The organism is Actinomadura formosensis NBRC 14204, assembly GCF_001552155.1.
GTDB classification, from domain to species: Bacteria; Actinomycetota; Actinomycetes; order Streptosporangiales; family Streptosporangiaceae; genus Spirillospora; species Spirillospora formosensis.
In genome coordinates this window covers 1-22,616 of record NZ_BCQQ01000038.1, presented here as the reverse complement: position 1 = coordinate 22,616, position 22,616 = coordinate 1, and the positions used below count along the sequence as shown (strand labels likewise).

General features: G+C 70.1%; 28 protein-coding genes. 8 read left to right on the top strand and 20 right to left on the bottom strand.

What is annotated here, in order from left to right; all coding sequences use genetic code 11:
- Positions 1–41: 41 nt before the first annotated feature.
- The 9 genes from AF1_RS12800 to clpS form a co-directional block, all read right to left on the bottom strand.
- Positions 42–791 (bottom strand): MBL fold metallo-hydrolase, encoded by a 750-nt coding sequence (locus AF1_RS12800; RefSeq protein ID WP_067797251.1) that lies wholly within the window; start codon positions 789–791, stop codon positions 42–44.
- A 46-nt stretch (positions 792–837) separates the two neighbouring features.
- A complete protein-coding gene (gene murI / locus AF1_RS12795) occupies positions 838–1,677 on the bottom strand; it encodes a glutamate racemase (protein WP_067797249.1) in 840 nt (279 codons plus the stop codon).
- A gap of 196 nt (positions 1,678–1,873) precedes the next feature.
- Positions 1,874–2,668 (bottom strand): thioesterase family protein, encoded by a 795-nt coding sequence (locus AF1_RS12790; RefSeq protein ID WP_067797172.1) that lies wholly within the window; start codon positions 2,666–2,668, stop codon positions 1,874–1,876.
- A gap of 130 nt (positions 2,669–2,798) precedes the next feature.
- On the bottom strand, positions 2,799–3,746 hold the full coding sequence (locus AF1_RS12785) for a PLP-dependent cysteine synthase family protein (protein WP_067797171.1): 948 nt from the start codon (positions 3,744–3,746) through the stop codon (positions 2,799–2,801).
- A 21-nt stretch (positions 3,747–3,767) separates the two neighbouring features.
- Positions 3,768–4,040, bottom strand: a complete 273-nt coding sequence (locus tag AF1_RS12780; RefSeq protein ID WP_067797170.1) for a MoaD/ThiS family protein — start codon at positions 4,038–4,040, stop codon at positions 3,768–3,770.
- 95 nt (positions 4,041–4,135) lie between these two features.
- Positions 4,136–4,285: a hypothetical protein gene (locus AF1_RS34290; RefSeq protein WP_157419178.1), complete on the bottom strand. Its 150-nt coding sequence runs from the start codon at positions 4,283–4,285 to the stop codon at positions 4,136–4,138.
- 16 nt (positions 4,286–4,301) lie between these two features.
- Complete coding sequence (locus AF1_RS12775) at positions 4,302–4,721, bottom strand: M67 family metallopeptidase (RefSeq protein ID WP_067797169.1); 420 nt, start codon at positions 4,719–4,721, stop codon at positions 4,302–4,304.
- 20 nt (positions 4,722–4,741) lie between these two features.
- Positions 4,742–5,269: a DUF2017 domain-containing protein gene (locus AF1_RS12770; RefSeq protein ID WP_067797164.1), complete on the bottom strand. Its 528-nt coding sequence runs from the start codon at positions 5,267–5,269 to the stop codon at positions 4,742–4,744.
- A gap of 3 nt (positions 5,270–5,272) precedes the next feature.
- Positions 5,273–5,569, bottom strand: a complete 297-nt coding sequence (gene clpS, locus AF1_RS12765) for an ATP-dependent Clp protease adapter ClpS (protein WP_067797156.1) — start codon at positions 5,567–5,569, stop codon at positions 5,273–5,275.
- 106 nt (positions 5,570–5,675) lie between these two features.
- Between clpS and AF1_RS12760 the strand changes: the two genes are divergently transcribed.
- The 4 genes from AF1_RS12760 (at position 5,676) to AF1_RS12745 (ending at position 8,783) form a co-directional block, all read left to right on the top strand.
- Positions 5,676–7,028, top strand: coding sequence for a nicotinate phosphoribosyltransferase (locus AF1_RS12760; protein WP_067797151.1), 1,353 nt, complete (start codon positions 5,676–5,678; stop codon positions 7,026–7,028).
- Positions 7,029–7,099: 71 nt separating this feature from the next.
- The gene (locus tag AF1_RS12755; RefSeq protein WP_067797147.1) at positions 7,100–7,681 is read left to right on the top strand and encodes an isochorismatase family protein; all 582 of its coding nucleotides are present in this window, start codon (positions 7,100–7,102) and stop codon (positions 7,679–7,681) included.
- A 2-nt stretch (positions 7,682–7,683) separates the two neighbouring features.
- Complete coding sequence (locus AF1_RS12750) at positions 7,684–8,241, top strand: gluconokinase (protein ID WP_207394106.1); 558 nt, start codon at positions 7,684–7,686, stop codon at positions 8,239–8,241.
- Between the two features lie 2 nt (positions 8,242–8,243).
- Positions 8,244–8,783 carry a DUF6879 family protein gene (locus AF1_RS12745; protein WP_067797141.1) on the top strand — a complete coding sequence of 180 codons (540 nt, stop codon included), beginning with the start codon at positions 8,244–8,246 and terminating at the stop codon, positions 8,781–8,783.
- Positions 8,784–9,069: 286 nt separating this feature from the next.
- Here the strand turns inward: AF1_RS12745 and AF1_RS12740 are convergent, their stop codons facing one another.
- The 6 genes from AF1_RS12740 to AF1_RS12720 all read right to left on the bottom strand — a co-directional run bounded on the left by AF1_RS12740 (position 9,070) and on the right by AF1_RS12720 (position 13,772).
- Complete coding sequence (locus AF1_RS12740; protein WP_207394108.1) at positions 9,070–9,690, bottom strand: GNAT family N-acetyltransferase; 621 nt, start codon at positions 9,688–9,690, stop codon at positions 9,070–9,072.
- Positions 9,638–10,408: a lasso peptide biosynthesis B2 protein gene (locus AF1_RS36805; protein ID WP_207394107.1), complete on the bottom strand. Its 771-nt coding sequence runs from the start codon at positions 10,406–10,408 to the stop codon at positions 9,638–9,640. Before AF1_RS36805 ends, AF1_RS12740 begins: the two co-directional genes overlap by 53 nt.
- Positions 10,405–12,231, bottom strand: coding sequence for an albusnodin/ikarugamycin family macrolactam cyclase (locus tag AF1_RS12735; RefSeq protein ID WP_067797138.1), 1,827 nt, complete (start codon positions 12,229–12,231; stop codon positions 10,405–10,407). The genes AF1_RS36805 and AF1_RS12735 overlap by 4 nt, the downstream gene beginning before the upstream one ends.
- A 74-nt stretch (positions 12,232–12,305) precedes the next feature.
- Positions 12,306–12,479, bottom strand: a complete 174-nt coding sequence (locus AF1_RS12730; RefSeq protein ID WP_131732759.1) for an albusnodin family lasso peptide — start codon at positions 12,477–12,479, stop codon at positions 12,306–12,308.
- A 188-nt stretch (positions 12,480–12,667) separates the two neighbouring features.
- Positions 12,668–12,877 carry a DUF397 domain-containing protein gene (locus AF1_RS12725; protein ID WP_067797133.1) on the bottom strand — a complete coding sequence of 70 codons (210 nt, stop codon included), beginning with the start codon at positions 12,875–12,877 and terminating at the stop codon, positions 12,668–12,670.
- Between the two features lie 22 nt (positions 12,878–12,899).
- Positions 12,900–13,772 (bottom strand): helix-turn-helix domain-containing protein, encoded by an 873-nt coding sequence (locus AF1_RS12720; RefSeq protein ID WP_067797130.1) that lies wholly within the window; start codon positions 13,770–13,772, stop codon positions 12,900–12,902.
- 278 nt (positions 13,773–14,050) lie between these two features.
- Between AF1_RS12720 and AF1_RS12715 the strand changes: the two genes are divergently transcribed.
- Together AF1_RS12715 and AF1_RS12710 are read left to right on the top strand one after the other, a co-directional pair.
- Complete coding sequence (locus AF1_RS12715; protein WP_131732760.1) at positions 14,051–14,494, top strand: ATP-binding protein; 444 nt, start codon at positions 14,051–14,053, stop codon at positions 14,492–14,494.
- 288 nt (positions 14,495–14,782) lie between these two features.
- On the top strand, positions 14,783–15,043 hold the full coding sequence (locus tag AF1_RS12710) for a hypothetical protein (protein ID WP_067797123.1): 261 nt from the start codon (positions 14,783–14,785) through the stop codon (positions 15,041–15,043).
- On the opposite strand, the gene AF1_RS12705 is transcribed toward AF1_RS12710, so the two are convergent.
- From AF1_RS12705 to AF1_RS12695, 3 genes are all read right to left on the bottom strand, one after another.
- Positions 15,040–16,782 carry a DEAD/DEAH box helicase gene (locus AF1_RS12705; RefSeq protein ID WP_067797245.1) on the bottom strand — a complete coding sequence of 581 codons (1,743 nt, stop codon included), beginning with the start codon at positions 16,780–16,782 and terminating at the stop codon, positions 15,040–15,042. The genes AF1_RS12710 and AF1_RS12705 overlap by 4 nt on opposite strands.
- A gap of 263 nt (positions 16,783–17,045) precedes the next feature.
- Positions 17,046–17,306 (bottom strand): DUF3039 domain-containing protein, encoded by a 261-nt coding sequence (locus AF1_RS12700; protein WP_174548848.1) that lies wholly within the window; start codon positions 17,304–17,306, stop codon positions 17,046–17,048.
- 10 nt (positions 17,307–17,316) lie between these two features.
- The gene (locus AF1_RS12695) at positions 17,317–17,892 is read right to left on the bottom strand and encodes a YqgE/AlgH family protein (protein ID WP_067797243.1); all 576 of its coding nucleotides are present in this window, start codon (positions 17,890–17,892) and stop codon (positions 17,317–17,319) included.
- Between the two features lie 160 nt (positions 17,893–18,052).
- On the opposite strand from AF1_RS12695, the gene AF1_RS12690 reads away from it, so the two are divergent.
- Positions 18,053–18,685 (top strand): hypothetical protein, encoded by a 633-nt coding sequence (locus AF1_RS12690; protein WP_067797116.1) that lies wholly within the window; start codon positions 18,053–18,055, stop codon positions 18,683–18,685.
- A gap of 66 nt (positions 18,686–18,751) precedes the next feature.
- On the opposite strand, the gene AF1_RS12685 is transcribed toward AF1_RS12690, so the two are convergent.
- Positions 18,752–20,155, bottom strand: a complete 1,404-nt coding sequence (locus tag AF1_RS12685) for an NAD-dependent malic enzyme (protein ID WP_067797113.1) — start codon at positions 20,153–20,155, stop codon at positions 18,752–18,754.
- A gap of 384 nt (positions 20,156–20,539) precedes the next feature.
- Positions 20,540–21,490 (bottom strand): tetratricopeptide repeat protein, encoded by a 951-nt coding sequence (locus AF1_RS12680; protein ID WP_165488410.1) that lies wholly within the window; start codon positions 21,488–21,490, stop codon positions 20,540–20,542.
- Between the two features lie 415 nt (positions 21,491–21,905).
- Here AF1_RS12680 and AF1_RS12675 point away from each other — a divergent pair.
- A partial coding sequence (locus AF1_RS12675) for an ATP-binding cassette domain-containing protein (protein ID WP_255218799.1) occupies positions 21,906–22,616 on the top strand: 711 nt, incomplete at its 3' end.

Here is a 22,616-nt window from a genome sequence, read left to right as displayed (position 1 = left end):
TAGCGGCCGGGCGGGCGGGCGGGGGGACGGGTCCGCGGCGCTCACAGGTCGTAGACCGCGCCGACCTCGGCGAGTTCGATGGGGCCGCCGAAGCCGCTGTCCTTGGCCTCGGCGAGCGTCTCGGCCGGGTCGTTCCACGGCAGCAGGTGGGTGAGGACGAGCCTGCCGACACCGGCGCGTTCCGCGTGCTCGCCCGCCTCCCGGCCGGTCAGGTGCATGTTGGGCGGCAGGTCGGGACGCTGCGCGAACGCCGCCTCGCAGAGGAAGAGGTCGGAGCCGCGGGCGAGCCGGACGAGGGCGTCGCTGTGCCCGGTGTCGCCCGAGTAGGTCAGCACGCCGCCGCCGTGCTCGATCCGCAGCCCGTACGCCTCGACGGGATGGTTCATCAGCGCGGTGGTCACGGTGAACGGGCCGATGCGCATCGGCCCCGGCTCCAGCGTCAGGAAGTCGAACGTGCCGGTCATCTCCGGGTTCGGCGCCAGCTCGTACGCCTTGATCATGTGCTCGGCGGTGCCGTGGGGGCCGTAGACCGGGATGCGGGGCGCGGGACCGTCCGGACAGTAGGTCCGCGCGATCCAGTACACGGTGAGGTCCAGGCAGTGGTCGGGATGCAGGTGCGAGATGCAGATGGCGTCGATGTCCAGCACGTGGTGGAAGCGCTGGAGGGTCCCGATCGCGCCGTTGCCGATGTCGAGGAGCATGGAGAACCCGTCCGCCTCGACCAGGTAACTGGACGCGGGGCTGTCCGGCCCGGGGAAACTGCCGGAGCAACCGATCACAGTGACCCGCACGCTCACTCCTCCTCTGGTGTCCCTGTCCTTCGGTGTCCCCGGGATGTCAGGTGGTCAGGGCGTCGTTCAGCGTCGTCTCCACCGAGCCGATCTCCGGCCCGAGGAAGCGGCGGCCTAGCTCGGCGAACACGGCGGGGTCGCCGGTGGCGCGGAACCGGTGCCGCGGCCGGGGCGTCGCCTCGATGCGGGCCAGTCCCCGGTCGTGCAGTACCCGGTACACGTCCTTGGCGGTCTCGTCGGCGCTTGAGACCAGTGTGACCCCGTCCCCCACGACATACGAGATGACGCCGGTCAAAAGCGGGTAGTGGGTGCAGCCGAGGATGAGCGTGTCGCAGCCGGCGTCCACGATCGGCCCCAGGTACTCGCGGGCGGCCTCCAGCAGTTCGTCGCTCATCGTCACGCCCGCCTCGACGAACTCGACGAAGCGGGGGCAGGCGGCGCTGACCAGCTCGATGTGCGGGGCGGCGGCGAACGCGTCGTCGTAGGCCCGGCTGGTCACGGTGGCCTGCGTGGCGATCAGCCCGACCCGGCCGGTGGAGGTGGCGCGGGCCGCGCGCCGGGTGGCGGGGTTGATGACCTCCACGACCGGGACGTCGTAGCGTTCGCGGGCGTCCCGCAGCATCGCCGAGCTGGCGCTGTTGCAGGCGATCACCAGCATCTTCACGCCCTCCTCGACGAGCCGGTCGAGCATTTCGAGGGCGTACGCGCGGACCTCGGCGATGGGACGCGGGCCGTAGGGCTGGCGGGCCGAGTCCCCCAGGTAGATGATCGGCTCGTTCGGCAGCTGGTCGAGGATCGCGCGGGCCACGGTCAGCCCGCCGAAACCGCTGTCGAAGATCCCGATGGGAGCGTCTGGGAGGCCGCCCCCCCGGGATGGATCTGACATGGTGTCCAAGGCTAGGCGACCGGGCCCCGTCCGGGTGCGTCATGCGTCGGACATCACACCCCCATGCGCCGGAAAACCGTCCAGGTCACGTACCTCGCGCGCGATCCTGTCGGTTACCCGGGCGAAACGCCGGTGAATCCGTTCACAAGCCCCCGGGGGCGCCCCCCACGCAGAAACGCTTCGCAAGCCTCCGGGGTCAGGAGCGGGTGCGGGGGACGCGGGCGATCTGGCGGCTCTGCGCGACGAGCCGGCCGGCGCGGTCCCACACCTCGACCTCCTCGTCGAACCAGCCGTCGGCGAGGAGCCGGCCGGTGCCGTGGACGGTGAGCCAGCCGGGCGCGGGGACGGCCCGCATGTGCCAGGTCAGCTCGACGGTCGGCGCCCAGCCCAGCGCGCCGAGGTTCAGCGCGACGGGCGGCAGCGCGTCCACGGCGAGGGCGAGGGAGAACGCGTCCACCGCGTAGCCGTCCCGGTGCCGGAACCAGGCGCGGATCTCGGGGCTGCCGCTCGGCCGCCCGTCGAGCCAGCCCATCGTCGCCCGGTCGAAGCGCATGTCGATCTGGTCGGCGAAGCCGCGGCTGCCGGTGGGCGGCTGGAACTCGGTGCACTCCTCCAGCGGCGGCACCGGCGCGGGCGCCTGCCCGGCGTACCCGGGCTCGGCGCCGGCGTCGAGGGTGCCGGTGGTGATCAGCGCGTCCACGACGGGACGGTCGTCCTGGACGAGTGTGACGAACGCCGACGCCGCCGTCCGGCCCTCCTTGCGGGGCTGGACGATCACCTGGGCGGGGCCGGGCTTGGCGACGCGGTGGAAGTTGGTCGCGGTCGAGACGGGGTGCGCGTGCGGGGAGGCGTCCACGGCGGCGCGGCCGAGCAGGGCCATCAGGTAGCCGCCGTTGAGCGCCTCGGCGAACCCGAAGTCGCCGTCCAGGACGGCCTCGTACCGGCCGTCGCCGACCCGCTCGACGGCGGTCGCCTCGCCGAACCCGCTCATCCGCACACCCCCACGCCGGCCGGGGCGGCGGCCGTCCCGCCGGCCCGATACTAGAATCACGTTCGAAAACGCACTCTACCGTGCCGGGCGGGACGCCGTACCCGCCGGGGCGGGCCCAGAACCGGCCGGGTCAGGCCCAGAGCTGGCCTTCGAGACGCGCCTCGGCCTCCTCAAGCGTGCCGCCGTAGGCTCCGGTGGACAGGTACTTCCAGCCCCCGTCCGCGACGACGAACACGATGTCGGCCCGCTCACCGGCCTTCACCGCCTTGCGCGCCATGCCGATCGCCGCGTGCAGCGCGCCGCCGGTCGAGATGCCCGCGAAGATGCCCTCCTGCTCCAGCAGCTCGCGGGTGCGGCGCAGCGCGTCCTTCGAGGTCACCGAGAACCGGGTGGTCAGCACCGAGTCGTCGTACAACTCGGGGATGAAGCCCTCGTCGATGTTGCGCAGCCCGTACACGAGGTCGCCGTACCGGGGCTCCGCCGCGACGATCTTCACGTCCGGCACCCGCTCGCGCAGGAACCGGCCGACGCCCATCAGCGTGCCCGTGGTGCCGAGCCCGGCGACGAAGTGCGTCACCGTCGGCAGATCCGCCAGGATCTCCGGGCCGGTCGTCTCGTAGTGCGCGAGCGCGTTGGCCTCGTTGCCGTACTGGTAGAGCATCACCCAGTCGGGATTCTCCTCCGCCAGGCCCTTCGCCACCCGGACCGCCTCGTTCGAGCCGCCCGCCGCCGGGGAGGAGATGATCCGCGCGCCCCACATCTCCAGCAGCTGCCGGCGCTCGGCCGAGGTGTTCTCCGGCATCACGCACACCATCTGGTAGCCGCGCAGCTTGGCGACCATGGCCAGCGAGATGCCGGTGTTGCCGGACGTCGGCTCCAGGATCGTGCAGCCGGGCGTCAGCAGCCCGTCCTTCTCCGCCTTCTCGATCATGTAGAAGGCGGGACGGTCCTTCACCGAGCCGGTGGGGTTGCGGTCCTCCAGTTTGGCCCAGATCCGCACGTCCCCGCCCGGCGACAGCCGCGGCAGGCCGACCAGCGGCGTGCGGCCGAGCGAGTCCAGCAGTGAGTCGAAGCGCATGAGCGGCCCGTCCAGCGCGGCTCAGCCGCCGGCGACGGCCGGCAGGACGGTGACGTTGTCGCCGTCGGCGACCTGCGTGTCCAGCCCGCCGAGGAAACGGACGTCCTCGTCGTTGAGGTAGACGTTGACGAACTTGCGCAGGCCCTTGTCGTCCACCAGCCGGTCGCGCAGGCCGGGGTGCCGGGTGTCCAGGTCGGTGAACAGCTCGTCCAGCGTGTCGCCCTTGCCCTCCACGGCCTTCGCGCCGTCGGTCAGGTTGCGGAGGATCGTCGGGATCCGGACCTCGATCGCCATCGCGGTGATCTCCTTCTACGTTCGTACGGGGGCTTCCCGCCCCTCTGCGTCACAACCGGACGGGCGGCGGGATGATTCCAGGCGAGATCAGCGCGTCAGCGACAGTCGTAGACGACTTCGGCGCGCGAGTGCCCGAACAGGAAGCTCTGCACGGGTGGCACGGCGGCGGACCCGGCGCGGCGTCGCACGCCGTCCGCCTCATGCCCGCTCGTCCACATGTCGACCAGTTTACCGGCCGCGACCATGCCGATCCGTGCCGCCTCACGCCTCGAAGGCGTCGACGATGGTGACCTCTTCCTCGGAGACCTCACCGTCCACGATCCGGAACGACCGGAACTCGGTGTCGTCCTCCTCGCGGGTCGACACGAGCACGTAGTGCGCGTCCGGCTCGGACGCGTAGGAGATGTCGGTCCGGGACGGGTACGCCTCCGTCGCCGTGTGCGAGTGGTAGATCACCACCGGCTCCTCGTCCCGGTCGTCCATCTCCCGCCACACCTTCAACTGCTCCTGGGAGTCGAACCGGTAGAAGGTCGGGGAGCGCTCGGCGTTCACCATGGCGACGTACCGGACGGGACGGTCCGAACCGACCGGGCCGGCGATGATTCCGCACGCCTCGTCCGGGTGGTCGGCGCGCGCGTGCGCGATGATCTTCTCCACGAGGGCGCGCTCGATCGTCAGCATGGTCCGAGCTTATGGAACGGTCACCAGAGGACGCGAACCAGGCTCTCCTGGAGCATCGTCAGCCAGTCGTAGGCGGCGAACATGGGGGTGCGAGAGTCACGCGGGTCCATGTGCTCCGCCTCCTCGTACCAGTCCTCGGTGATGTCGAGCCGGGTGCCCAGCGCCAGCCGGACGTCGTTCAGCGCGCGCAGCCAGCCCTGCGCCTGCTTGTCGTCCAGGACGATCTTCCCGCCCTCGGCGCCCAGCGCGTCCAGCACCATCCCGGCGGCCTCGCGCTTGCCGTCCCGCAGGCCCATCTCGGTGTAGCGGCGGAACTCCCCGGCCGCCTCGCCGTCGTCGCGGTACGCGTCCGGGAACAGCCGCGCCAGCACCGGGTCGTCCGGCGTCGCGGCGTTCTCCGCGATGCCCAGCGAGGCCAGCTCGTCGTCCCCGCCCGGCGCCTCGCCCAGCAGCGCGAGCAACTGCTCCATCAGGGCCCGCAGCAGCGCGGCCTCCTCCGGCTCCAGCCGGATCCTGATGCCCTCGCGGGTCTTCTTCACGTGGCTCATCGCTCAGTCGTCCCGCTTCACCGTCGCCCACAGCCCGTAGGAGTGCAGGATCTCCACGTCCCGCTCCATCTCCTCGCGGGTGCCGTTCGCCACGACCGCGCGGCCCTTGTGATGGACGTCGAGCATCAGCTTCTCGGCCTTCGTCTTGGGGTAGCCGAAAACGGCCTGGAACACGTACGTGACGTACGACATCAGGTTGATCGGGTCGTTCCAGACGATCGCGAGCCAGGGCCGGTCGGCGCTCACGTCCTCCGCGGCGTCCGGCCGTTCCAGCTCGACCGGTGCGGGCGCCGTGCTCATGGCGCTCATTGCCCGGTTCGCCCCCTTTCTTTCGGTGATGGCGGTCCGCCCACCGCACCCGATGCTATGCGCCGATCCCCGCCCGGGTGCGCGGGCCCGCACACCCATGGTGCCCATAGTCGCCCTTAAGGTTCCACTTGTGGACCTTGGTGACGGCACCGCCCTGCTGACCGACCGGTACGAGCTGACCATGCTGCAGGCCGCCCTGCGCAGCGGGACCGCCGACCGCCGCGCGATCTTCGAGGTGTTCGCGCGGCACCTGCCGGCCGGGCGCCGGTACGGGGTCGTCGCGGGCACCGGGCGGCTGCTGGACGCGATCGAGGCGTTCCGGTTCGACGCCGCCGAACTGGAGTTCCTCACTTCCAACGGCATCGTGGACGAACCCACCGCGCACTGGCTGGAGAAGTACCGGTTCAGCGGGAACGTCTGGGGCTACGCCGAAGGCGACTGCTACTTCCCGGATTCACCGATCCTGGTGGTCGAGGGGACGTTCGGCGAGGCCGTCCTGCTGGAGACGCTGGCGCTGTCGATCCTGAACCACGACTGCGCGATCGCGTCCGCCGCGTCCCGGATGGTGCAGGCCGCGCAGGGGCGCCCGCTCATCGAGATGGGATCGCGGCGCACCCACGAGCGCGCCGCCGTGGCCGCCGCCCGCGCCGCCTACATCGCCGGGTTCACCACCACGTCCAACCTGGAGGCGGGCCGGCGCCACGGCGTGCCGACCGCCGGGACGAGCGCGCATTCGTTCACGCTCCTGCACGACGGCGAGCGGCACGCGTTCGAGGCGCAGCTCGCCTCGCTCGGCCACGGCACGACGCTGCTGGTCGACACCTACGACGTGGAGCGGGCCGTGCGGACGGCCGTGGAACTGGCCGGGCCGTCGCTGGGGGCCGTCCGGATCGACAGCGGCGACCTCGGCGTGGTGGCCCGCCGCGTCCGCGACCAGCTCGACGCCCTGGGCGCACGCGACACGCGCATCGTGGTCACCGGCGACCTGGACGAGTTCGGCATCGCCGCGCTGGCCGCCACCCCCGTCGACGGGTACGGCGTCGGCACCTCGCTCGTCACCGGCTCCGGCGCCCCCACCGCGTCCCTCGTCTACAAGCTCGTCGCCCGCTCCGACGGCCCCGAGCCGGGCGCGCCCATGCGTCCGGTCGCGAAACGCTCGACGGGCAAGCCGAGCCGCGGCGGGCGCAAGACGGCCGTGCGCCGCGTCGACGGGCACGGCGTCGCCTACGCCGAGACCGTGTCCACCGGCCAGCTCGTCCCCGGCCCGCGCGACCGCCTCCTCCAGGTGCCGCTGGTGCGGGACGGCAAGGTCGTCGGACGCGAGGCCCTCCGGGAGGCCAGGGAACGCCACGCGAGGTCGGTCGCGGAGCTGCCGACGACCGCGATCCAGCTCTCCAGGGGCGAGCCCGCGATCCCCACCGAGTTCATCGACGGAGGCCCGCGCCCGTGAAGCGGTATCCCCGCAGCTCTGGGGGTACGGTCAAGGGTGATCCGGCGGGGCAAGTGGGACAGGGAGCGGTCATGGGCAAGAAGGCTCTGATCATCGTGGACGTGCAGAACGACTTCTGCGAGGGCGGCTCGCTCGCCGTCGCCGGCGGCGCGGACGTGGCCGCCGCCATCTCCGAGCACGTCGCCGAGCACCGGCCCGAGTACGCGCACATCATCGCGACCCGCGACTTCCACCTCGACCCCGGCGACCACTTCTCCGACGAACCCGATTTCGCCGACTCGTGGCCGCCGCACTGCGTGATCGGCACGCCCGGCGCCGACTTCCACCCGAACCTGACCCTCGCCCCCATCGAGGCCGTGTTCAGTAAAGGGCGCGAGACCGCCGCCTACAGCGGCTTCGAGAGCGACTCCGACGACGAGACGCCCCTCGCCGACTGGCTCGCCGCCCGCGACGTGGACGCCGTGGACATCGTCGGCATCGCCACCGACCACTGCGTCCGGGCCACCGCCGTGGACGCCGCCCGCGCGGGCCTGCGCACCACCGTCCTGCTCGACCTCACCGCCGGCGTCAACAAGGCCACCGTCGACCAGGCCCTAGAGGAACTACGCGCGGAAGGCGTCACCCTGTCCGGCACCCCGGTGGTGAACACCTGAGCGTGGCACCCCCGGAGGTCATCCTGGTCGCCGGTGTGTCCGGCAGCGGCAAGACCACCATCGGCACCCTCCTCGCCGAACACCTCGGCTGGGACTACGCCGAGGCCGACGTGTTCCACTCCGAGAACAACATCGCGAAGATGCGCTCCGGCCGCCCGCTCACCGACGCCGACCGACTCCCATGGCTCCAGGCGATCGCCGCGTGGATCGACGACCGCCTGGCCACCGGCCGCCCCGGCGTCGTCACCTGCTCTGCCCTCAAACGCAAGCACCGCGACATGCTGACCGGCAGCCGCCCCGGGGTCGCGACGGTCCTGCTGGACGGCGACCGCGACACCATCGCCGCCCGCATGAAGGCCCGCACCGGCCACTTCTTCGGCGCCGCCCTCCTCGACACCCAATTCGCCGACCTCGAACCCCCGGCCCCGGACGAGAACGTCATCACGGCCCCCATCACCGGTACCCCCGGCGAAACGGCCACCCACATCCTCAACTCCCTGAACCTGGCTCCCCACCCTCACCCGGGCCAACCGACCACGCTGATTCACGCGAAGGAGTGACCGTGGCCGACCTGCTGACCGGCGACCGGTTCGGCGCGCTCTTCCACGCCGCCCGCCGCTCGGCGTTCCGGCTGGAGACGCGAGACCGCTACAACGTGCCGTCCGAGCAGGAGCGGATACGGCGGTTCCTGGCCGGTGACCCCGACGAGGACTACCTTCTGGGGGCGCACGAGTGGGGGGCGATGACGCGGGCGGCCGCGGCCGAGGGCCGCCCGTTCCGGCGCGTCCGCGTGGTGACTCTGCCGCTCGGCGACTACTCCCGCTACGCCCTGTGGTCCGCGCAGGGCAACCTCGGAGCCGGAGAGGAGATCCGCTACCTCGACCGGGACCGGGCCGACACGCTCGGCCTGCCGGTCCGGCCGCCGCATGACGCATGGCTGCTCGATGACGAGAGGGTCGCCGTCCTGCGCTTCGACGACGAAGACCGGCTGCTCGGCGCCGAGTTGCTCGACGCCCCGGCCATCGTCGAGCAGCACCAGGCGTGGCGGGACATCGCATGGAAGGCGTCCGCCACCCGGGCCGAGTTCCTGCGGAGCCTGTGACCGCCGTTCATCGAGGAGCGGCTCCGGCAGGAGTCCCCACTTCTCGGTCGTCCGCACCGGCCAGGCCCCTGATGGGCGGCGCATCCCTCCCTCGTCCGCGAGAACCTGTCCCGAGTGAACCGTGCAATGTTCGACGCTGACACGCCCGCCGAGTTGCACTTCCTGCTGGGCGCCACCGGCTCATGACCACCGTCACCGGCTACAACCTCGTCAAGTACGGCAGCCTCTGGTTCTGACGAAGGACCGGCGGCATACCGTTCTTGGTCGTCGATATCGGCTGCCGGTCTCACTCGACGTTCTGCTGAACGACGGATGGTCCTGGGAAGTCCTCCGGTATCGCATCCATGAGTACCTCATTCACTCGCCGACCGAGCCAGTACCCGGAGTTTCGGCGCTCCCCGGTCTTACGGAATCCGGCCCGCTCGTAACTGGCGATAGCACGCGTGTTGGGTGCCAGCACGGACAGATATACGCACTTCAGGTTGGTGATGTGAAAGGCGTAATCCAACGTGAGCCGGGCCGCCTCGGTACCGATTCCCTTGCCCCGGCTGGCGCTGTCACCAAGCTGGATGATGAACTCGCCGGTCCGGACGCGATGGTCAATCAGGACCGCCGTCGTACCAACAGGAGTCGGCGAAGTGGTGTTCACATCGTAGATGGTGAACCGCAACTGGTCGTCGGTGCCCCGCGCCTGGTGCTGGTAGCCCTCACGCCGGTTGTCCAGTGAGTCCGGGGTCTGACGGCCATATCCGACCAGAACCGCCGGTTCTTGCTCCCACCTCCAGTACAGGTCAACCAGGTCCCCGGAGAACGGGCCGAGCCCGACCCGCTCACCCTGTAGCCATATGACGGGTTCATCTTGTCCGCTGATTGCTCTCTCCTCCTTGAGCGCGTGCCGGGATGACACGGAGCACCGCACATCGCAGGGTGGACGGCGGTTCGGCCACCGGCTGTCGGTCAACAGTCTCCACCCACGCATGAAGCCGTATGGGGTCGGCTGCCACTCCATGACACCAGATCACCCGGCGGCTGGATGCGGCCAACACGAGCATGACGACGGCCGACTCCTCAAGACAGGCCACTCGGCCGGGCACCAACCGTCCAGCCCGGCGAACCGCGTGAACGACCTGGCGCGCGTACTCGGCCGTCGCCGAACGCGTCGTGCACCGAGCAGCCCACATCAGTAGCCGGATAAGCCTGGCCATACGCACACGTTTACGGCCAACGGCGAGCACCCCGAGCACGACAACCAGTGCCAGGCCCGCACGCACGGTTGCGCCGAGCGGCACGCGAGGTGGCTCAGCGTAACCAGCCACCAACTCCTGTGTACCCCAACTCGGCACCCATGGTGGCCCGGCCACCGGAGCAGGCCACGGCCGGATACGCCACGTTGGCACGATCAGCCCTGCCGCATGAAGCTGACTGAGCAAGGTTCGGGCGGACGCTGCGTCCAACGCGGTCGGCGTGTCAGGATCACCCGTGGCCGCCAGCTCGGCCCACCAGCGCGCGGCCGGGCCGATCAGGGTTTCCGCATTCCCTGTCCGGTAGTTCACGATCACCGTTACCGAGCCCAGATCGGCCGCCGAGACGTAATCGGGCGCGGTCACATACGGCGGGCTGCTCATACGGCCCCCCTACCATGTTGAGCAGCTGACCAGGCTACGGGCTGGGCCATGTCCACTGCCCGTAGCCAGACTTCAGCGGCTACGGCCGGTTCTACCGTGGAAAACGGGACAGGCAACCCTGCCGCCGTCATGCTCAAGGTGCGCCGGAAGGCGGCCGGATCGACCAATCCGAGCGCCGCCAGCCGACCGTCCGCCAGGGAGTGAAGTTCGGCCAAGTTCGCCCGCATACCACCGTAATGGTCGGGGTTGAAATCACCCTTGGTGATACGAGCGGCCAGTGCGGCCGGGAATAGGTCGCACAGCGCGTCCCGCAAGATCGGTTTGTAGTCAGCAGGACCGGGCCGCTCGGCCAACGGAATAGACAGGTATGCGTCGATCACGCGGGAGTCGGTGAACGGGTTGTGCAGCGACACCCCGGTAAACTCGGCAAGCTGTACGTCGGCTCGCGCCGTCCGGCCGACTTCGGCCATGCTGTCCGCTGCCGTGATCGCGGCGAACAGCGTGGCCGGGGCCGGAGCCGTGCGCTCAGCGACACGTTCCGCCACGGTCGCGGCCTGTTCGCATGCCTCCATCGTGGCCCACGGCGGTACCGGATCGGTGGCATACCACCGAATATCGCCGTCCGTACGGCTCTGGGACCGCCCATTGCGCAGCATGATCGCCAGATCCCGGAGTGCGTCTGTACGGCTGGTGCGTGCCGTGCGGTACGCGGAACTCAACAACGGCCATGGGGGTAGTCGGCGCAACCGCGCCCATTTGAGAGTTTCCGCCCATGCGCGCCGGTACTGCCCTGCCGCCACCAGATCAGCAAGCATGATCGGCGGAGAGCACAGCAGGCTGTCCCCACCGTCCCCAGTCATGTGGCAATCCGTCCCAAGTGTTTCCCGCATCCATTCGAGCTGACCGGAAACCCGGGCATGCGCGATCGTGGATGGGGCCGGTTCGTCGGTAACCGGCACGGCACCGAGGCGGGAATACGGTGCGTGCTCGACATCAAGTGGCATTAACCGATGCAAAATTCCCGACCGCTCTGCTGCCATCCGCGCATAGTCAAGGTCACCGCCGCTCGGACGGCCGACCGGATATACCGTGACTCCGGTCACCTCCCTGCCGAGACGGCTCATGTTGGCCGCCAGCAGCGTAAGTGCCGTGGAGTCGTAGCCGCCCGACAGGTCCACGGTCAACGTGGAGGCCGTGCCCAACCGCAAGGCCACGGCCGCCGCCAGTTCGTCTCGCAATCGGGCGGCGGGACTCCCCGAACGAGGCCGTGGCGTCCACACTGGACGCCACGGCCTCGCCGGACCGCCAGCGGGCAGGGTCCCCCGGTGTCCGGCGGGAATGCGCTGAATATCCGTGAACGCCGACCGGGAGTCCAACAAGATGGGCACCGACGGAGCTAGCAGCCTGGCAGCCAGTTGCTCTACGTCCGGTCCGGTCATGGTCAGCCCGGCCAACGCACGGGAACTGGACGACCAGTACACCCCTCCATCTGCTGCCGTGACGTAGATCGGCCACGCGCCACCAAGATCGGTCCATATCGTCGTGGCATCATCGGTGACCTCCACCACGGTGTAACCTCCCGGCCACCGCCACGCCACATCGTCCGGAACACCATGCAGGGCCAGACACGACAGGTCAGCCCATGTGATATCAGACGAGCCGAACACGACTATGGAACGATGCCCCTTCCTCGTCGCACGCACCTCATGCTCGGCCCAGTCCCCGACCGTCCAGCAAACCGGCAGTTCGGGCCACACGGCACGACCACCTGCAGGAGCCCGTGATATGGCCGCGGGGCCGCTGAATCCTCCAAACCAACGCATGTTCCCACCCTCCGCGAATGGTCACGCGGTGGCTGGTACCCGACCCGCGTGAGCCGGGCACCAGTGATCACGCACTAGTTGTAGGCCCGCCGCTTGTCCTCCGAACTGCCCTTCCCCTGACCAAGCGTCAACGCCGACGTCTCGCCCAGGTGCACGAGCAGGATCGGCGCATCGGACTCTTGGTCCTGATCGCTCGGTTCCGCAGTCACGTTCGTCCAGCAGTTCTTCAGCGTGCCGGTCACGGCCATGAGCACCGCCTTCCCTTGAAGCCTCCGACCCACCACAGGATGCAATATGCACTAGTGCTGATCACACTGTCTGGCCAGCATGGGCCAGGAAGGCTTTTGCGTCTTCAGAGGAACTTGCAGTACGGCTATGCCGTGGAGAACGTTGAAGGCCCCCGCTGTGGCGGGGGCCTTCAACGTCAGCAGGCGAGTCAGGAGGTGGTCAGGTCCCACTCCCCGGCCTTCGCATGCGCAGCGAACTTACGCCACACGTCGGAAGCGAAGTGCAGGTGCGGCCCGTTCGGGTCCTTGCTGTCACGGACGGCCACGCCGGGCATGGCAGCGGCCAACTCGACACAGGAGCCGTTCTGGGTACTGCGGGTACTCTTGCGCCAGCCGAGGTGGTGGGTGTCGTCAGGCATGACTCCACGCACCTTTCTAGTGTCACGCGGTCGTTCGGGTTATCTCGTCCGCTATGTCTACCAGCATCGCACGGGATTCCTCGGGACCGAGCGCCCTGGCCACCAGGTGTGTGAAGATTTCACCATACTCCCGGAGATCTACCTGTTCCTCCAGGTAGAGGCCACCTCTGCGGGACTGGACGTACACGACGTCCGGATCACGGGGCTCAGGGAAGCCGATGATCTCGAAGGCCCCATCCATTGCCGGATGCGACCCGGCGGCGAATGTGAGGATCTGGATGACGACGGGTCCGGTCGACGACGATGCCTCTGCGAGATAGCGGAGTTGCTCGGCCATGACGTCAGGCCCACCGACCTGCCGCCGTACCGCTGCCTCATTGAGGACGATCCAGAGCCTGGGCGCTCCGGGGCCGCGCAGGCGAGCCTGACGCATGAGGCGGACCTTCACCCGCTGGTCGAGTTCCTCCTTCGTGAAGGACTCGAGTTCATTGGCCATGAGGCCCCGCATGTAGCCCTCTGTCTGAAGCAGCCCGAAGATCGCTTCTGGCTGGTATGAGCGAACCTCGGACGCCTCTTCCTCCAAGCCGACGTAGAACTTGAAGTAGTCCGGGATCGTGCCGCCGTACTTCGACCACCAGCCTCGCCGCCGCGCCTGCTTGGCGACGGTCACCCACATCTCCTTCTCCTCGCCGGCGACGCCGTAGAAGTCGAGCATCCCCGCGACGGTCATCGCCGGCGGCGCGGCACTCGCATTCTCGAAGCGAGTGATCGTCGAAGGTGCGACGCCGACATACTCGGCCACCGCTTCGCGGCTCTTGCCGGACTCCTTGCGAAGCTTGGCCAGTTCGGCCGCCAGCCGGCGGCGGCGGACGGTAGGGCTCGTTCGATTCGCCACCCTGTGTACCTCTCTGACACTCTTTGTCGGAATTTCTATTGAACCCAATCTGCACTAGTGCAACTCAGACTGTTTACAAAGAGTGGTCCGAGGAGCACACTCTGACGTTATCGGAGCGACATGGCCTGTGTTCAGGGCTTTCGTGACCCGGCCCGTGCCGTCTCGCCGGTACCCCCTGTGTTTCGGCGGACAGGCAGAACGAGCTCCGTCCCGGACAACTGGCAAGCGCCGGAAACAGTCCTGCGCACCGAGGTGACATCAGGAAGGAAGTGGGGTTGATGACGTTGACCGCCGAGCAGCCATCCATCACGTGGCGCTTGCTGGCGTCCGCGGCATCCGCGGGGCTGGCACGTGACCTGGTCGGCAACGCGTTGAAGCGCTGGGGCATGCCGGTCGTGGAAGCGGACGCGGTACTCATCATCGGCGAGTTGATGGCGAACGCGGTTGCGGTCTCCAGCACGGCGGAAACAGTCAAAGTCCACGCCCGGTGCGAGGACGGCCACGTCGTCCTCGCAGTGTGGGACGGCGGCAAGGGACATCCGATGACCAGGCATGTCGAACTCGACCTCGACACCTTGGACCTGTCGGAGGAAAACCACGACGCGAACGGCGGATGGGGCCTGCGGCTGGTGGTTGCTCTGGCCGTCCGGTGTTGGGTGGAAGCGACCCCGCCCAGGGGAAAATGGGTCTGCGCGATGATCGCGACGGAGGTCGCTCGGTGAGTATGCCCTCGCATGTGCTGGCCGCACTGGCGTGGACGATCTTCTTCGCTGTGGCGTGCTCGGTGGCATTCGGGTATGCACTCGCGGTCCTGTCCTGGCCGTTAGTGCGTGCCCGGATACAGCTCAGCATCCGTGCCGTCCGCCGTCTCCGGAACCGAAGGGCGGCCCGTTCAAGTGCGGGAAGGTGACGTGGGCGCGGCTCGGCGGGTGAAGGTCGCACGTGGACGGTTCGTCTTGTGGTGGTGGCGCGTTCGGTATGGGCACACCACAGCCGAAAGGCATCTCGATGTGCTCGCAGATGCGGTGCGTGCCCATGGCTGGTCGCACGTCAAGGTCTACATCGAGTCGCCGCCGGTGCTGTGGGTCCTTTCCGAGGACGCCGAAGACCGCGCATTGAGCGTCAGTGCGGAGAGGCTCGGCGGGCGCTGGTTCTACCGGGTTTCGCGGTCGATGCTGTACCCGTGCGATGCCGTGCAGCGGGTGGCGGCCGTCCTTGACGACGTCCTGCGGGATGGCTGGGGGTGCCGCGGCTTCGCCGGGAGGCGTTAGTGGCGGCGTTTGGCGGCCCATTCTCGGATCTTGGCGATGCGTTCGCGGATTTCGGTGGCGGTGGCCTGGGGGACGGGCGGGCCGCCGCAGGAGCGGCGCAGTTCGTTGTGGATGACGCCCTGCGGCTGGCCGGTGCGGTGGTTCCAGGCGTTGACGAGGCCGTTCAGCTCGCGGCGCAGGGACGCCAGGTCCTCGGCGGCGGTGCGGTCGGCGCGGGGGTCGCCGGTCTTGCGCCTGCGTTCGTTGGCGAGCTGGTCGGCCTGTCTTTTGCGGAGCAGGGCCGACACCTGGTCGGGTTCCAGCAGGCCGGGGATGCCGAGGAACTCCTCCTCCTCGGCGGAGCCGGGCTCGGCGTGCATGCCGAACTCGCCGCCGTCGTACAGGACGCGGTCGAACGTCGCGGACGCCTCGACGGTCTCGAACGGCAGTTCCTCGCCCACGTCGGGGGTGTCCTGCTTGCGGTTGGCCTCGGCGAGGAGTTCGTCGTCCAGGCCGTCCTCGCGGACGGGACGGTCGAGGACGTGGTCGCGTTCCTCTTCCAGTTCGGCGGCGTGGCCCATCAGGGTGGGGACCGACGGCAGGAAGACCGACGCCGTCTCACCGCGCTTGCGGGCGCGGACGAAACGGCCGATGGCCTGCGCGAAGAACAGCGGCGTGCTCGTGGACGTCGCGTAGACGCCGACGCAGAGCCGCGGGATGTCGACGCCCTCGGACACCATGCGGACCGCGACCATCCAGCGGTCGTCGGTGCCGCCGAACTGCTTGATCTTCTTGGACGCGGACGGGTCGTCCGACAGCACGATCGTGGCGCTCTGCCCGGTGACCGCGCGCAGCATCCCGGCATAGGCGCGGGCGGTCTCGTGGTCGGTGGCGATGACCAGGCCGCCGGCGTCGGGGATGACGCGGCGCAGTTCGGTGAGCCGCCGGTCGGCGGCGGTGATGACCTGCTTGATCCAGTCGCCCTTCGGGTCGAGCGCGGCGCGCCACGCCTGGGCGGTCTGGTCCTGGGTGAGCGGCTCGCCCAGGGTGGCGGTGATCTCGTCGCCGGCCCGGGTGCGCCAGCGCATCTCCCCCGCGTACGCCAGGAAGATCACCGGGCGGACGACGCCGTCGGCGAGGGCGGGGCCGTAGCCGTAGGTGTAGTCGGCGCTGCTGCGGCGGATGCCGTCCGGCCCCTCCTCGTACCGGACGAACGGGATCGGGTTGATGTCGGTGCGGAACGGCGTGCCGGAGAGGGCGAGGCGCCGCGTCGCGGGCTCGAACGCCTCCCGGACCGCGTCGCCCCAGGACAGGCCGTCGCCCGCGTGGTGCACCTCGTCGAAGACGACCAGCGACTTGCGCGCCTCCGTGCGGTTGCGGTGCAGGGCCGGGCGCGCGGCGACGGTCGCGTAGGTGACGGCGACGCCGTGGAAGTCCTTGCCGACGGGCCCCTGCCCGTTCTGGTACTCGGGGTCGATCCTGATGCCGACACGGGCCGCGGATTCGGCCCACTGCCGCTTGAGGTGCTCGGTCGGGCACACGATCGTGATCGCCTGCACGGCGCGGCGCTCCATCAGCTCGCGGGCGAGGCGCAGCGCGAACGTCGTCTTGCCGGCGCCCGGGGTCGCGACGGTGAGGAAGTCGCGCGGGCCCGGCTCGGAGCCGTCCGTGCCGAAGTAAGCCTCCAGCGCCTGCTGCTGCCAGGCACGCAGGGACGACGCGGTCCCCCAGGCGGCCCGCTCGGGGAATGCGGGGGGCATGCTCGATGCGGCGAAGGTGCTCACGGTCATCGAAGGCTACCGAGCCCCGCCGACAGATCGCACCGCGGCACCGCCTCCGCGGGACGGGCACGACCGGATGAGACGGCCCTGACCTGCGGAAAAGGCGCGCGGACAGGTGTAGTTCATGATGTTGCGCACCCGTGTGTCACGGGGCCGCGGCCCCGCGGTATCCGCCACCGCGGGACCTGGAGGCGCGCGGCCGGGCACGGCGGCGCGCCGGAACGCCGCGTCTCAGCGGCGGGTCACTCGTCGCCCTCGCGGCCCGGCTTCATGGATTCGTAGATCTCCTTGCACTCCGGGCAGACCGGGTACTTCTTCGGGTCCCGGTTCGGCACCCACACCTTGCCGCACAGCGCGATCACCGGCGTGCCGGTCACCGCGCTCTCGGTGATCTTGGCCTTCTTCACGTAGTGGGCGAACCGCTCGTGGTCGCCGTCACCGTGCGAGAGGTCTGGCCGGACATCGCTCTGGGTGTCGCTGTCAGGAAGGATCTTCGTACTCACGTCGTCCACCTTAGTTCAGCGTGGGATCGTCGGGAAAAGTGGAAACGAACGCCAGATCGCCCCCCTGCCTGCGCAGAACGTCCCGCCACAGCCGATCCGGGGCGGCGGCGAACACGTCCCCGGCCTCGGCCGGCACCAGGTACCACGAGCCCTCCTCGATCTCCCCGCGCAGTTGTCCCGCCGACCATCCGGCGTATCCGGCGAACACCCGCAACTGCAGCAGTTCGGCGGCCAGCAGGCCGGGCGGGGCCTCCAGGTCGACCACTCCCACCCGGGCGACCTCGGTGCCGCCGTCCAGGGCGCGCCAGCCGAGCGGCTCCTCCTCGCCGGGGAGGCGGGCCAGGGCCAGCGCCTGCTCCAGCGCCACCGGACCGCCCTGGAAGACGACCGCCGGCCCGGTGACGAGTTCGGCCCACGGCGGCAGGACGCGGTCCACGGGAACGTCGGTCGGCCGGTTGAGGACAACCCCCAGCGTGCCTCCGCCGGTCTCGTGCTCGACCAGCAGGACGACGCTCCGGCGGAAATTCGGATCCTCCAGTTGGGGGGTCGCCACCAGCAGGAGCCCCACTCTGATGCCGTCTTCCATGGGTTCCATCATGCGTTGCGCGGACCTCCGGCGGCACGTCTCCCGGCTCGTTAGCCTGTTACGCATTCCTATCGATGGGGATATCGGCACCACAAGAACCTAGGTTAAGAATGATCTAGGAACATCGGGCACCCGTTTGGTGCGCGCCGGGAGGACAGCGATGCAGTTGCCCAGGGTCGTCATCGCCGCCGTGTTCGTCGTGATCGCAGCGTTGTTCGGGATCCAGGCGCTGTTCAAGTCGAACGGGAACGCGGCGCCGGCCTCCGCCTCGGCCTCGGCCTCGGCGAGTCCCAGCGCGTCCGGGACGTCGCCGGCGCCGACCTCGACCAAGCCGACCCGGCCGGGGACGCCCGAGCAGCCGGTGACCGCGAGCATCGGCGCGGTCTCCTGCCCCGAGCGCACCGTGAACGTCAAGATCCGCAACACCGGGACGCAGACCGAGGACTTCTCGATCGAGCGGGACGACGGCGGCGCCGCGATCCCCGGCCAGATCCGTCCGAACAACACCCGGACGGTCCCGGTCAGGCTGCGCGAGGACCGCCGCACCGCCCTCACCGTCACCTGGGCCAACAAGCGCATCGAGTCGCAGGCGGTGAAGGCGAACTGCAAGAAGGCGGGCGCGGCGCCGTCCGAGACGCCGCCGGCCAAGCTGCCGCACACCGGCCCGGACACCGTCCTGTGGGCGCGGGCCGCGACCGGCGCCGCAATCGTCCTCACCGGCGCGATCATCTTCTGGTACGGCGGGATCTGGCCTCGCCGCCGCGAGCGGATGTTCGCGGACAAGAAGGACTGACCCCCGCCTTTCGGGGGTCGTCCCCCACACGAACCGCGCCCTATCCGGGGGTGCCCCCGCGGTGACTCAGGCTTCGGTGCGGGGGCGGCCACCGGCGGCTTCGCGGACGGCACCGGCGACGCGGGTCGCCACCTCCGGGTGGAAGACGCTCGGGACGATGTAGTTCGGCCCCAGCTCGCCCGGCGTGACGACCTCGGCCAAGGCCGTGGCGGCGGCGGCGAGCATGTCGAGGGTGACACCGTCGGCCTGGGCGTCCAGCAGGCCGCGGAAGACACCGGGGAACGCCAGCACGTTGTTGATCTGGTTGGGGTAGTCGCTGCGGCCGGTGGCGACGACGGCGGCGTGCTCGCGGGCCTCGTCCGGGGACACCTCGGGCTCGGGGTTGGCGAGCGCGAACACGATCGCGCCGTCGTTCATCGTGGCGATGTCGTCACCGGTCAGGATGCCGGGCGCGGACACGCCGATGAACACGTCGGCGTCCTTGACGGCGCCGCGCAGATCGCCCGCGTAGCCGGCCGCGTTGGTGTGGTCGGCGATCCAGCGGAGCGAGTCGTCCAGGTCGTCGCGGCCCTTGTGGACGGCGCCCCGGTAGTCGCACACGACGAGGTCGCGGGCGCCCGCGTGCATCAGCAGCTTCAGGATCGCGGTGCCGGCGGCGCCCGCGCCCGCCATCGTGATGCGGACGGACCCGATCTCCTTGCCGACGACGCGCAGCGCGTTGGTCAGCGCGGCCAGCACGCAGATCGCCGTGCCGTGCTGGTCGTCGTGGAACACGGGGATGTCGAGCAGCTTGCGCAGCCTGGCCTCGACCTCGAAGCAGCGCGGCGCGGAGATGTCCTCCAGGTTGATGCCGCCGAACGCGGGCGCGATGATCTGGACGGTCTCGACGATCTTGTCGGTGTCCTGCGTGTCGAGGCAGATCGGCCACGCGTCGATCCCGGCGAACCGCTTGAACAGCGCGGCCTTGCCCTCCATGACGGGCAGCGCGGCCTCCGGGCCGATGTTGCCCAGGCCGAGCACCGCCGACCCGTCGGTGACGACGGCGACGCTGTTGCGTTTGATCGTCAGCCGCCGGACGTCCTCGGGGTTGCGGGCGATCGCGAGCGACACCCGGGCGACGCCGGGCGTGTAGGCCATGGACAGCTCGTCGCGGTTGCGCAGCGGCACCTTCGACTGCATCTCGATCTTGCCGCCGAGGTGCATCAGGAAGGTCCGGTCGCTGACCTTGTGGATCTTGACGGCCTCGATCCGCTCCAGCGCGCCCGCGATCGCCTGGGCGTGCTGGGTGTCGCGGGTCGCGATCGTGACGTCGATGCGCAGCGTCTCGTGGCCCGCGGTGTTGACGTCGAGGGCCGTGACGATGCCGCCGGCGTTCTCGACCACATGGGTGATCTGGCTGACGGCCTTGCCGCCGGCCGGGACCTCCAGCCGGACGGTGATGGAGTACGACACGCTCGGCACGCTCGCCACGACGACTGCTCCCTATGTTCCGCGTTGTTTCCGTCCCGCGCGCGCCGTTCCCGGGGGGACTGCGCGTCCGGGGGCCGCGGCCCGGACGCGTGCCGCGGCCCGGTGAGCCCACGCCGCGACGACGGTCGGTTCGACGGTCGCGGGCCCGGGTGACCTCGTGGTGTCGGTCACGAGGCGGCAGAGCCGCGGATCGGCGGGGGCGACCCCGTGGAAATGCTGCACGTAGGCCGTCCGGGCACGGTCATTGCATTGAGCATACGCGCAACATCGCGGCCGGGTGCCCCGATTGCCCAGGCTTGCTCCGCTTGCCGGAGTCACCGCGCGCCACTTCCGTCTCATCCCCGGCCGCGCGGGGCCGGGACGCTCCCGACCAGGGCGGACGGCTCAGAACAGGGCGGACTGCAGGGCGCGGCGGGCCTTGCCGACGCGCGGGTCGTCCGGCGGCAGCAGCTCGAACAGCGACAGCAGGTGCTTGCGGGCCGCGTCGCGGTCGTCGCCCGCGCTGCCGCGCACCGCGGCCAGCAGCCGGTCGAACGCCGCGTCGATGCGGCCGGACACCATCTCCACGTCGGCCGCGCTGATCTGCGCCTGGACGTCGCCGGGCTTCTCGTTCGCCTCCTGGAGGGCGCGCTCGGGGTCCAGCGAGCCGACGCGCAGGCTCAGCTCGACGAGCACGAGGCCCTGCTTGGCCTGGGCGTCCCTCGGGTCGCCGGCGAGGATGCGCTCGAAGGACGCCTTGGCGGCGGGCAGGTCGCCGCGCTGCAGGGCGTCCTCGGCCTCGGCGTACACGGGGTCGACGGCGGGCGCGGCCCCGGCGGCGGGCTCCTCGCCCGGCGGGACGTCCGGCAGGATGCCCTCCTTGTGCAGCGCCTCGAAGAGCTGGTCGATGGCCTGGCGCACCTGCGGCTCGGGCGCCGCGCCGTTCAGGAACGGCAGCAGCTGCCCGGCGACGACCGCCGCCACGAACGGGATGCCGCGCACGCCCATCTGCTGCATGTACGCCGCGAGCTGCGGGTTGGCGTCGATGTCGACCTTCGCCAGGATCCACTTGCCGGCGGCCTCGGCGGCGAGCTTCTCCAGGATGGGGCCGAGCTGTTTGCACGGTCCACACCAGTCGGCCCAGAAGTCCACGAGGATGGGAACGGACTGCGACCGCTCCACGACCTCGGTGTTGAAAGTCTGGTCGGTGACGTCCACGACGTACTGGCCCGTGGCCCCGCCCGCCCCCGACGGCGCACCGCCGCCCTGGGCCCGGCGTTCCTGCTGCTTCCTTGTGGCCGCCTGGCGCGCCCCCAGGTCGATGGCCCCGTGCAACGAAAAGTCCCGAGAAGGCATAGGTCCATCCTGCCCCATGACCGCACCCGGCCGTACGCCCGTACGCTCCCAGCGGAGCGCGCCGCCGGGGCCGGCCGTCCGCCCCACCCCGCTCCATGGCTATAAATCGGCAACTGTCCGCCTTTTACGAATTCTCACCTTCAACGCGGTAGGCAAAGAATCCAGGCGTCCTGCCGTAAAGGCAATAAGATTGCTGACAGCCATCACCAAGCCCGGTTATAGTCATGATGTCGATGCATCGCGGCTCGGCAAAAGCGGCCGGTGCCCGCCGAACGGCGGCCCGGCGCGCAGTCACCGTGTGGCGGGTTGGGGGACCCGGAGCCACCGGAACGTCCAGGCCGGCGCCGCGGCCGCATGACGAGCAACGGGGGGAACACTTGTGATCGCGGAGCATTCCGTGATCGTGGCCCGAGGAATGGGTGTCCGCCGCGGGGGGCGGTGGCTCCTGCGCCCGGTGACCTTCGGCGTATCCGAAGGCGTGGTCGGCCTGGCCGGTCCACCTGGTGCCGGTAAATCCACTCTGCTGGCCACGTTCGCGACCTTGCGCAGACCGAATACCGGCCTGCTGCACATTCTCGGACATGACATATCGAACGCCGCCGGGCTGCGCGCCGCGCGGGCCGGGATCGGCTACCTGCCCGCCCGGTTCTCCCGGACGGAGAACATGACGGCCGGCGAGTTCGTCGCGTACGCGGCGTACTACAAGCGGACGAGCGCGTCCGCCGCCCGCTCCATGGTGAAGCGGCTCGACCTCGCCGACGCCGCCGGGACGGAGCTGGCGCTGCTGCCGCCGGACGTCCGGCTGCGCGCCGGGCTCGCCGCCGCGTGCGTCCACGAGCCCGACCTGCTGCTCCTGGACGACCCGTTCGGCGAGCTGTGCGCCGCCGCCGAGCCGTGGCCCACCGGCGCCGCCGGTCCCGGCCGGGGCGCGCTCACGGCCGCCATGGCGGAGCTGATCCCGGTGCTGCGCTCGCTGGCGCCGGCGGTGGTCGTCACCGCCGACGCCACCGACACGCTCACCGGCTGGTGCGACCGCCTGTTCACGCTGGCCCGCGGCAGGCTGAGCGAGCAGCCCACGCACTCGGCCGGCGCGCGGCGCGGCCGGTCCGCCGCCGACCGGCGCGGC

Excerpts from the sequence above, each read along its gene's own strand:
- AF1_RS34290 (WP_157419178.1), bottom strand. The coding sequence starts at position 4,285 with ATGGTCGCGGCCGGTAAACTGGTCGACATGTGGACGAGCGGGCATGAG.
- AF1_RS12715 (WP_131732760.1), top strand. The coding sequence starts at position 14,051 with ATGACGTTGACCGCCGAGCAGCCATCCATCACGTGGCGCTTGCTGGCG.
- AF1_RS12695 (WP_067797243.1), bottom strand. The coding sequence starts at position 17,892 with ATGGAAGACGGCATCAGAGTGGGGCTCCTGCTGGTGGCGACCCCCCAA.
- AF1_RS12790 (WP_067797172.1), bottom strand. The coding sequence starts at position 2,668 with ATGAGCGGGTTCGGCGAGGCGACCGCCGTCGAGCGGGTCGGCGACGGC.
- AF1_RS12780 (WP_067797170.1), bottom strand. The coding sequence starts at position 4,040 with ATGGCGATCGAGGTCCGGATCCCGACGATCCTCCGCAACCTGACCGAC.
- AF1_RS12680 (WP_165488410.1), bottom strand. The coding sequence starts at position 21,490 with ATGCCTTCTCGGGACTTTTCGTTGCACGGGGCCATCGACCTGGGGGCG.
- AF1_RS12755 (WP_067797147.1), top strand. The coding sequence starts at position 7,100 with ATGGGCAAGAAGGCTCTGATCATCGTGGACGTGCAGAACGACTTCTGC.
- AF1_RS12690 (WP_067797116.1), top strand. The coding sequence starts at position 18,053 with ATGCAGTTGCCCAGGGTCGTCATCGCCGCCGTGTTCGTCGTGATCGCA.
- AF1_RS12775 (WP_067797169.1), bottom strand. The coding sequence starts at position 4,721 with ATGCTGACGATCGAGCGCGCCCTCGTGGAGAAGATCATCGCGCACGCG.
- AF1_RS12785 (WP_067797171.1), bottom strand. The coding sequence starts at position 3,746 with ATGCGCTTCGACTCACTGCTGGACTCGCTCGGCCGCACGCCGCTGGTC.
- AF1_RS12770 (WP_067797164.1), bottom strand. The coding sequence starts at position 5,269 with ATGAGCCACGTGAAGAAGACCCGCGAGGGCATCAGGATCCGGCTGGAG.
- AF1_RS12725 (WP_067797133.1), bottom strand. The coding sequence starts at position 12,877 with ATGCCTGACGACACCCACCACCTCGGCTGGCGCAAGAGTACCCGCAGT.
- murI (WP_067797249.1), bottom strand. The coding sequence starts at position 1,677 with ATGTCAGATCCATCCCGGGGGGGCGGCCTCCCAGACGCTCCCATCGGG.
- clpS (WP_067797156.1), bottom strand. The coding sequence starts at position 5,569 with ATGAGCACGGCGCCCGCACCGGTCGAGCTGGAACGGCCGGACGCCGCG.
- AF1_RS12735 (WP_067797138.1), bottom strand. The coding sequence starts at position 12,231 with ATGCGTTGGTTTGGAGGATTCAGCGGCCCCGCGGCCATATCACGGGCT.
- AF1_RS12730 (WP_131732759.1), bottom strand. The coding sequence starts at position 12,479 with ATGGCCGTGACCGGCACGCTGAAGAACTGCTGGACGAACGTGACTGCG.
- AF1_RS36805 (WP_207394107.1), bottom strand. The coding sequence starts at position 10,408 with ATGAGCAGCCCGCCGTATGTGACCGCGCCCGATTACGTCTCGGCGGCC.
- AF1_RS12705 (WP_067797245.1), bottom strand. The coding sequence starts at position 16,782 with ATGCCCCCCGCATTCCCCGAGCGGGCCGCCTGGGGGACCGCGTCGTCC.
- AF1_RS12760 (WP_067797151.1), top strand. The coding sequence starts at position 5,676 with ATGGTGCCCATAGTCGCCCTTAAGGTTCCACTTGTGGACCTTGGTGAC.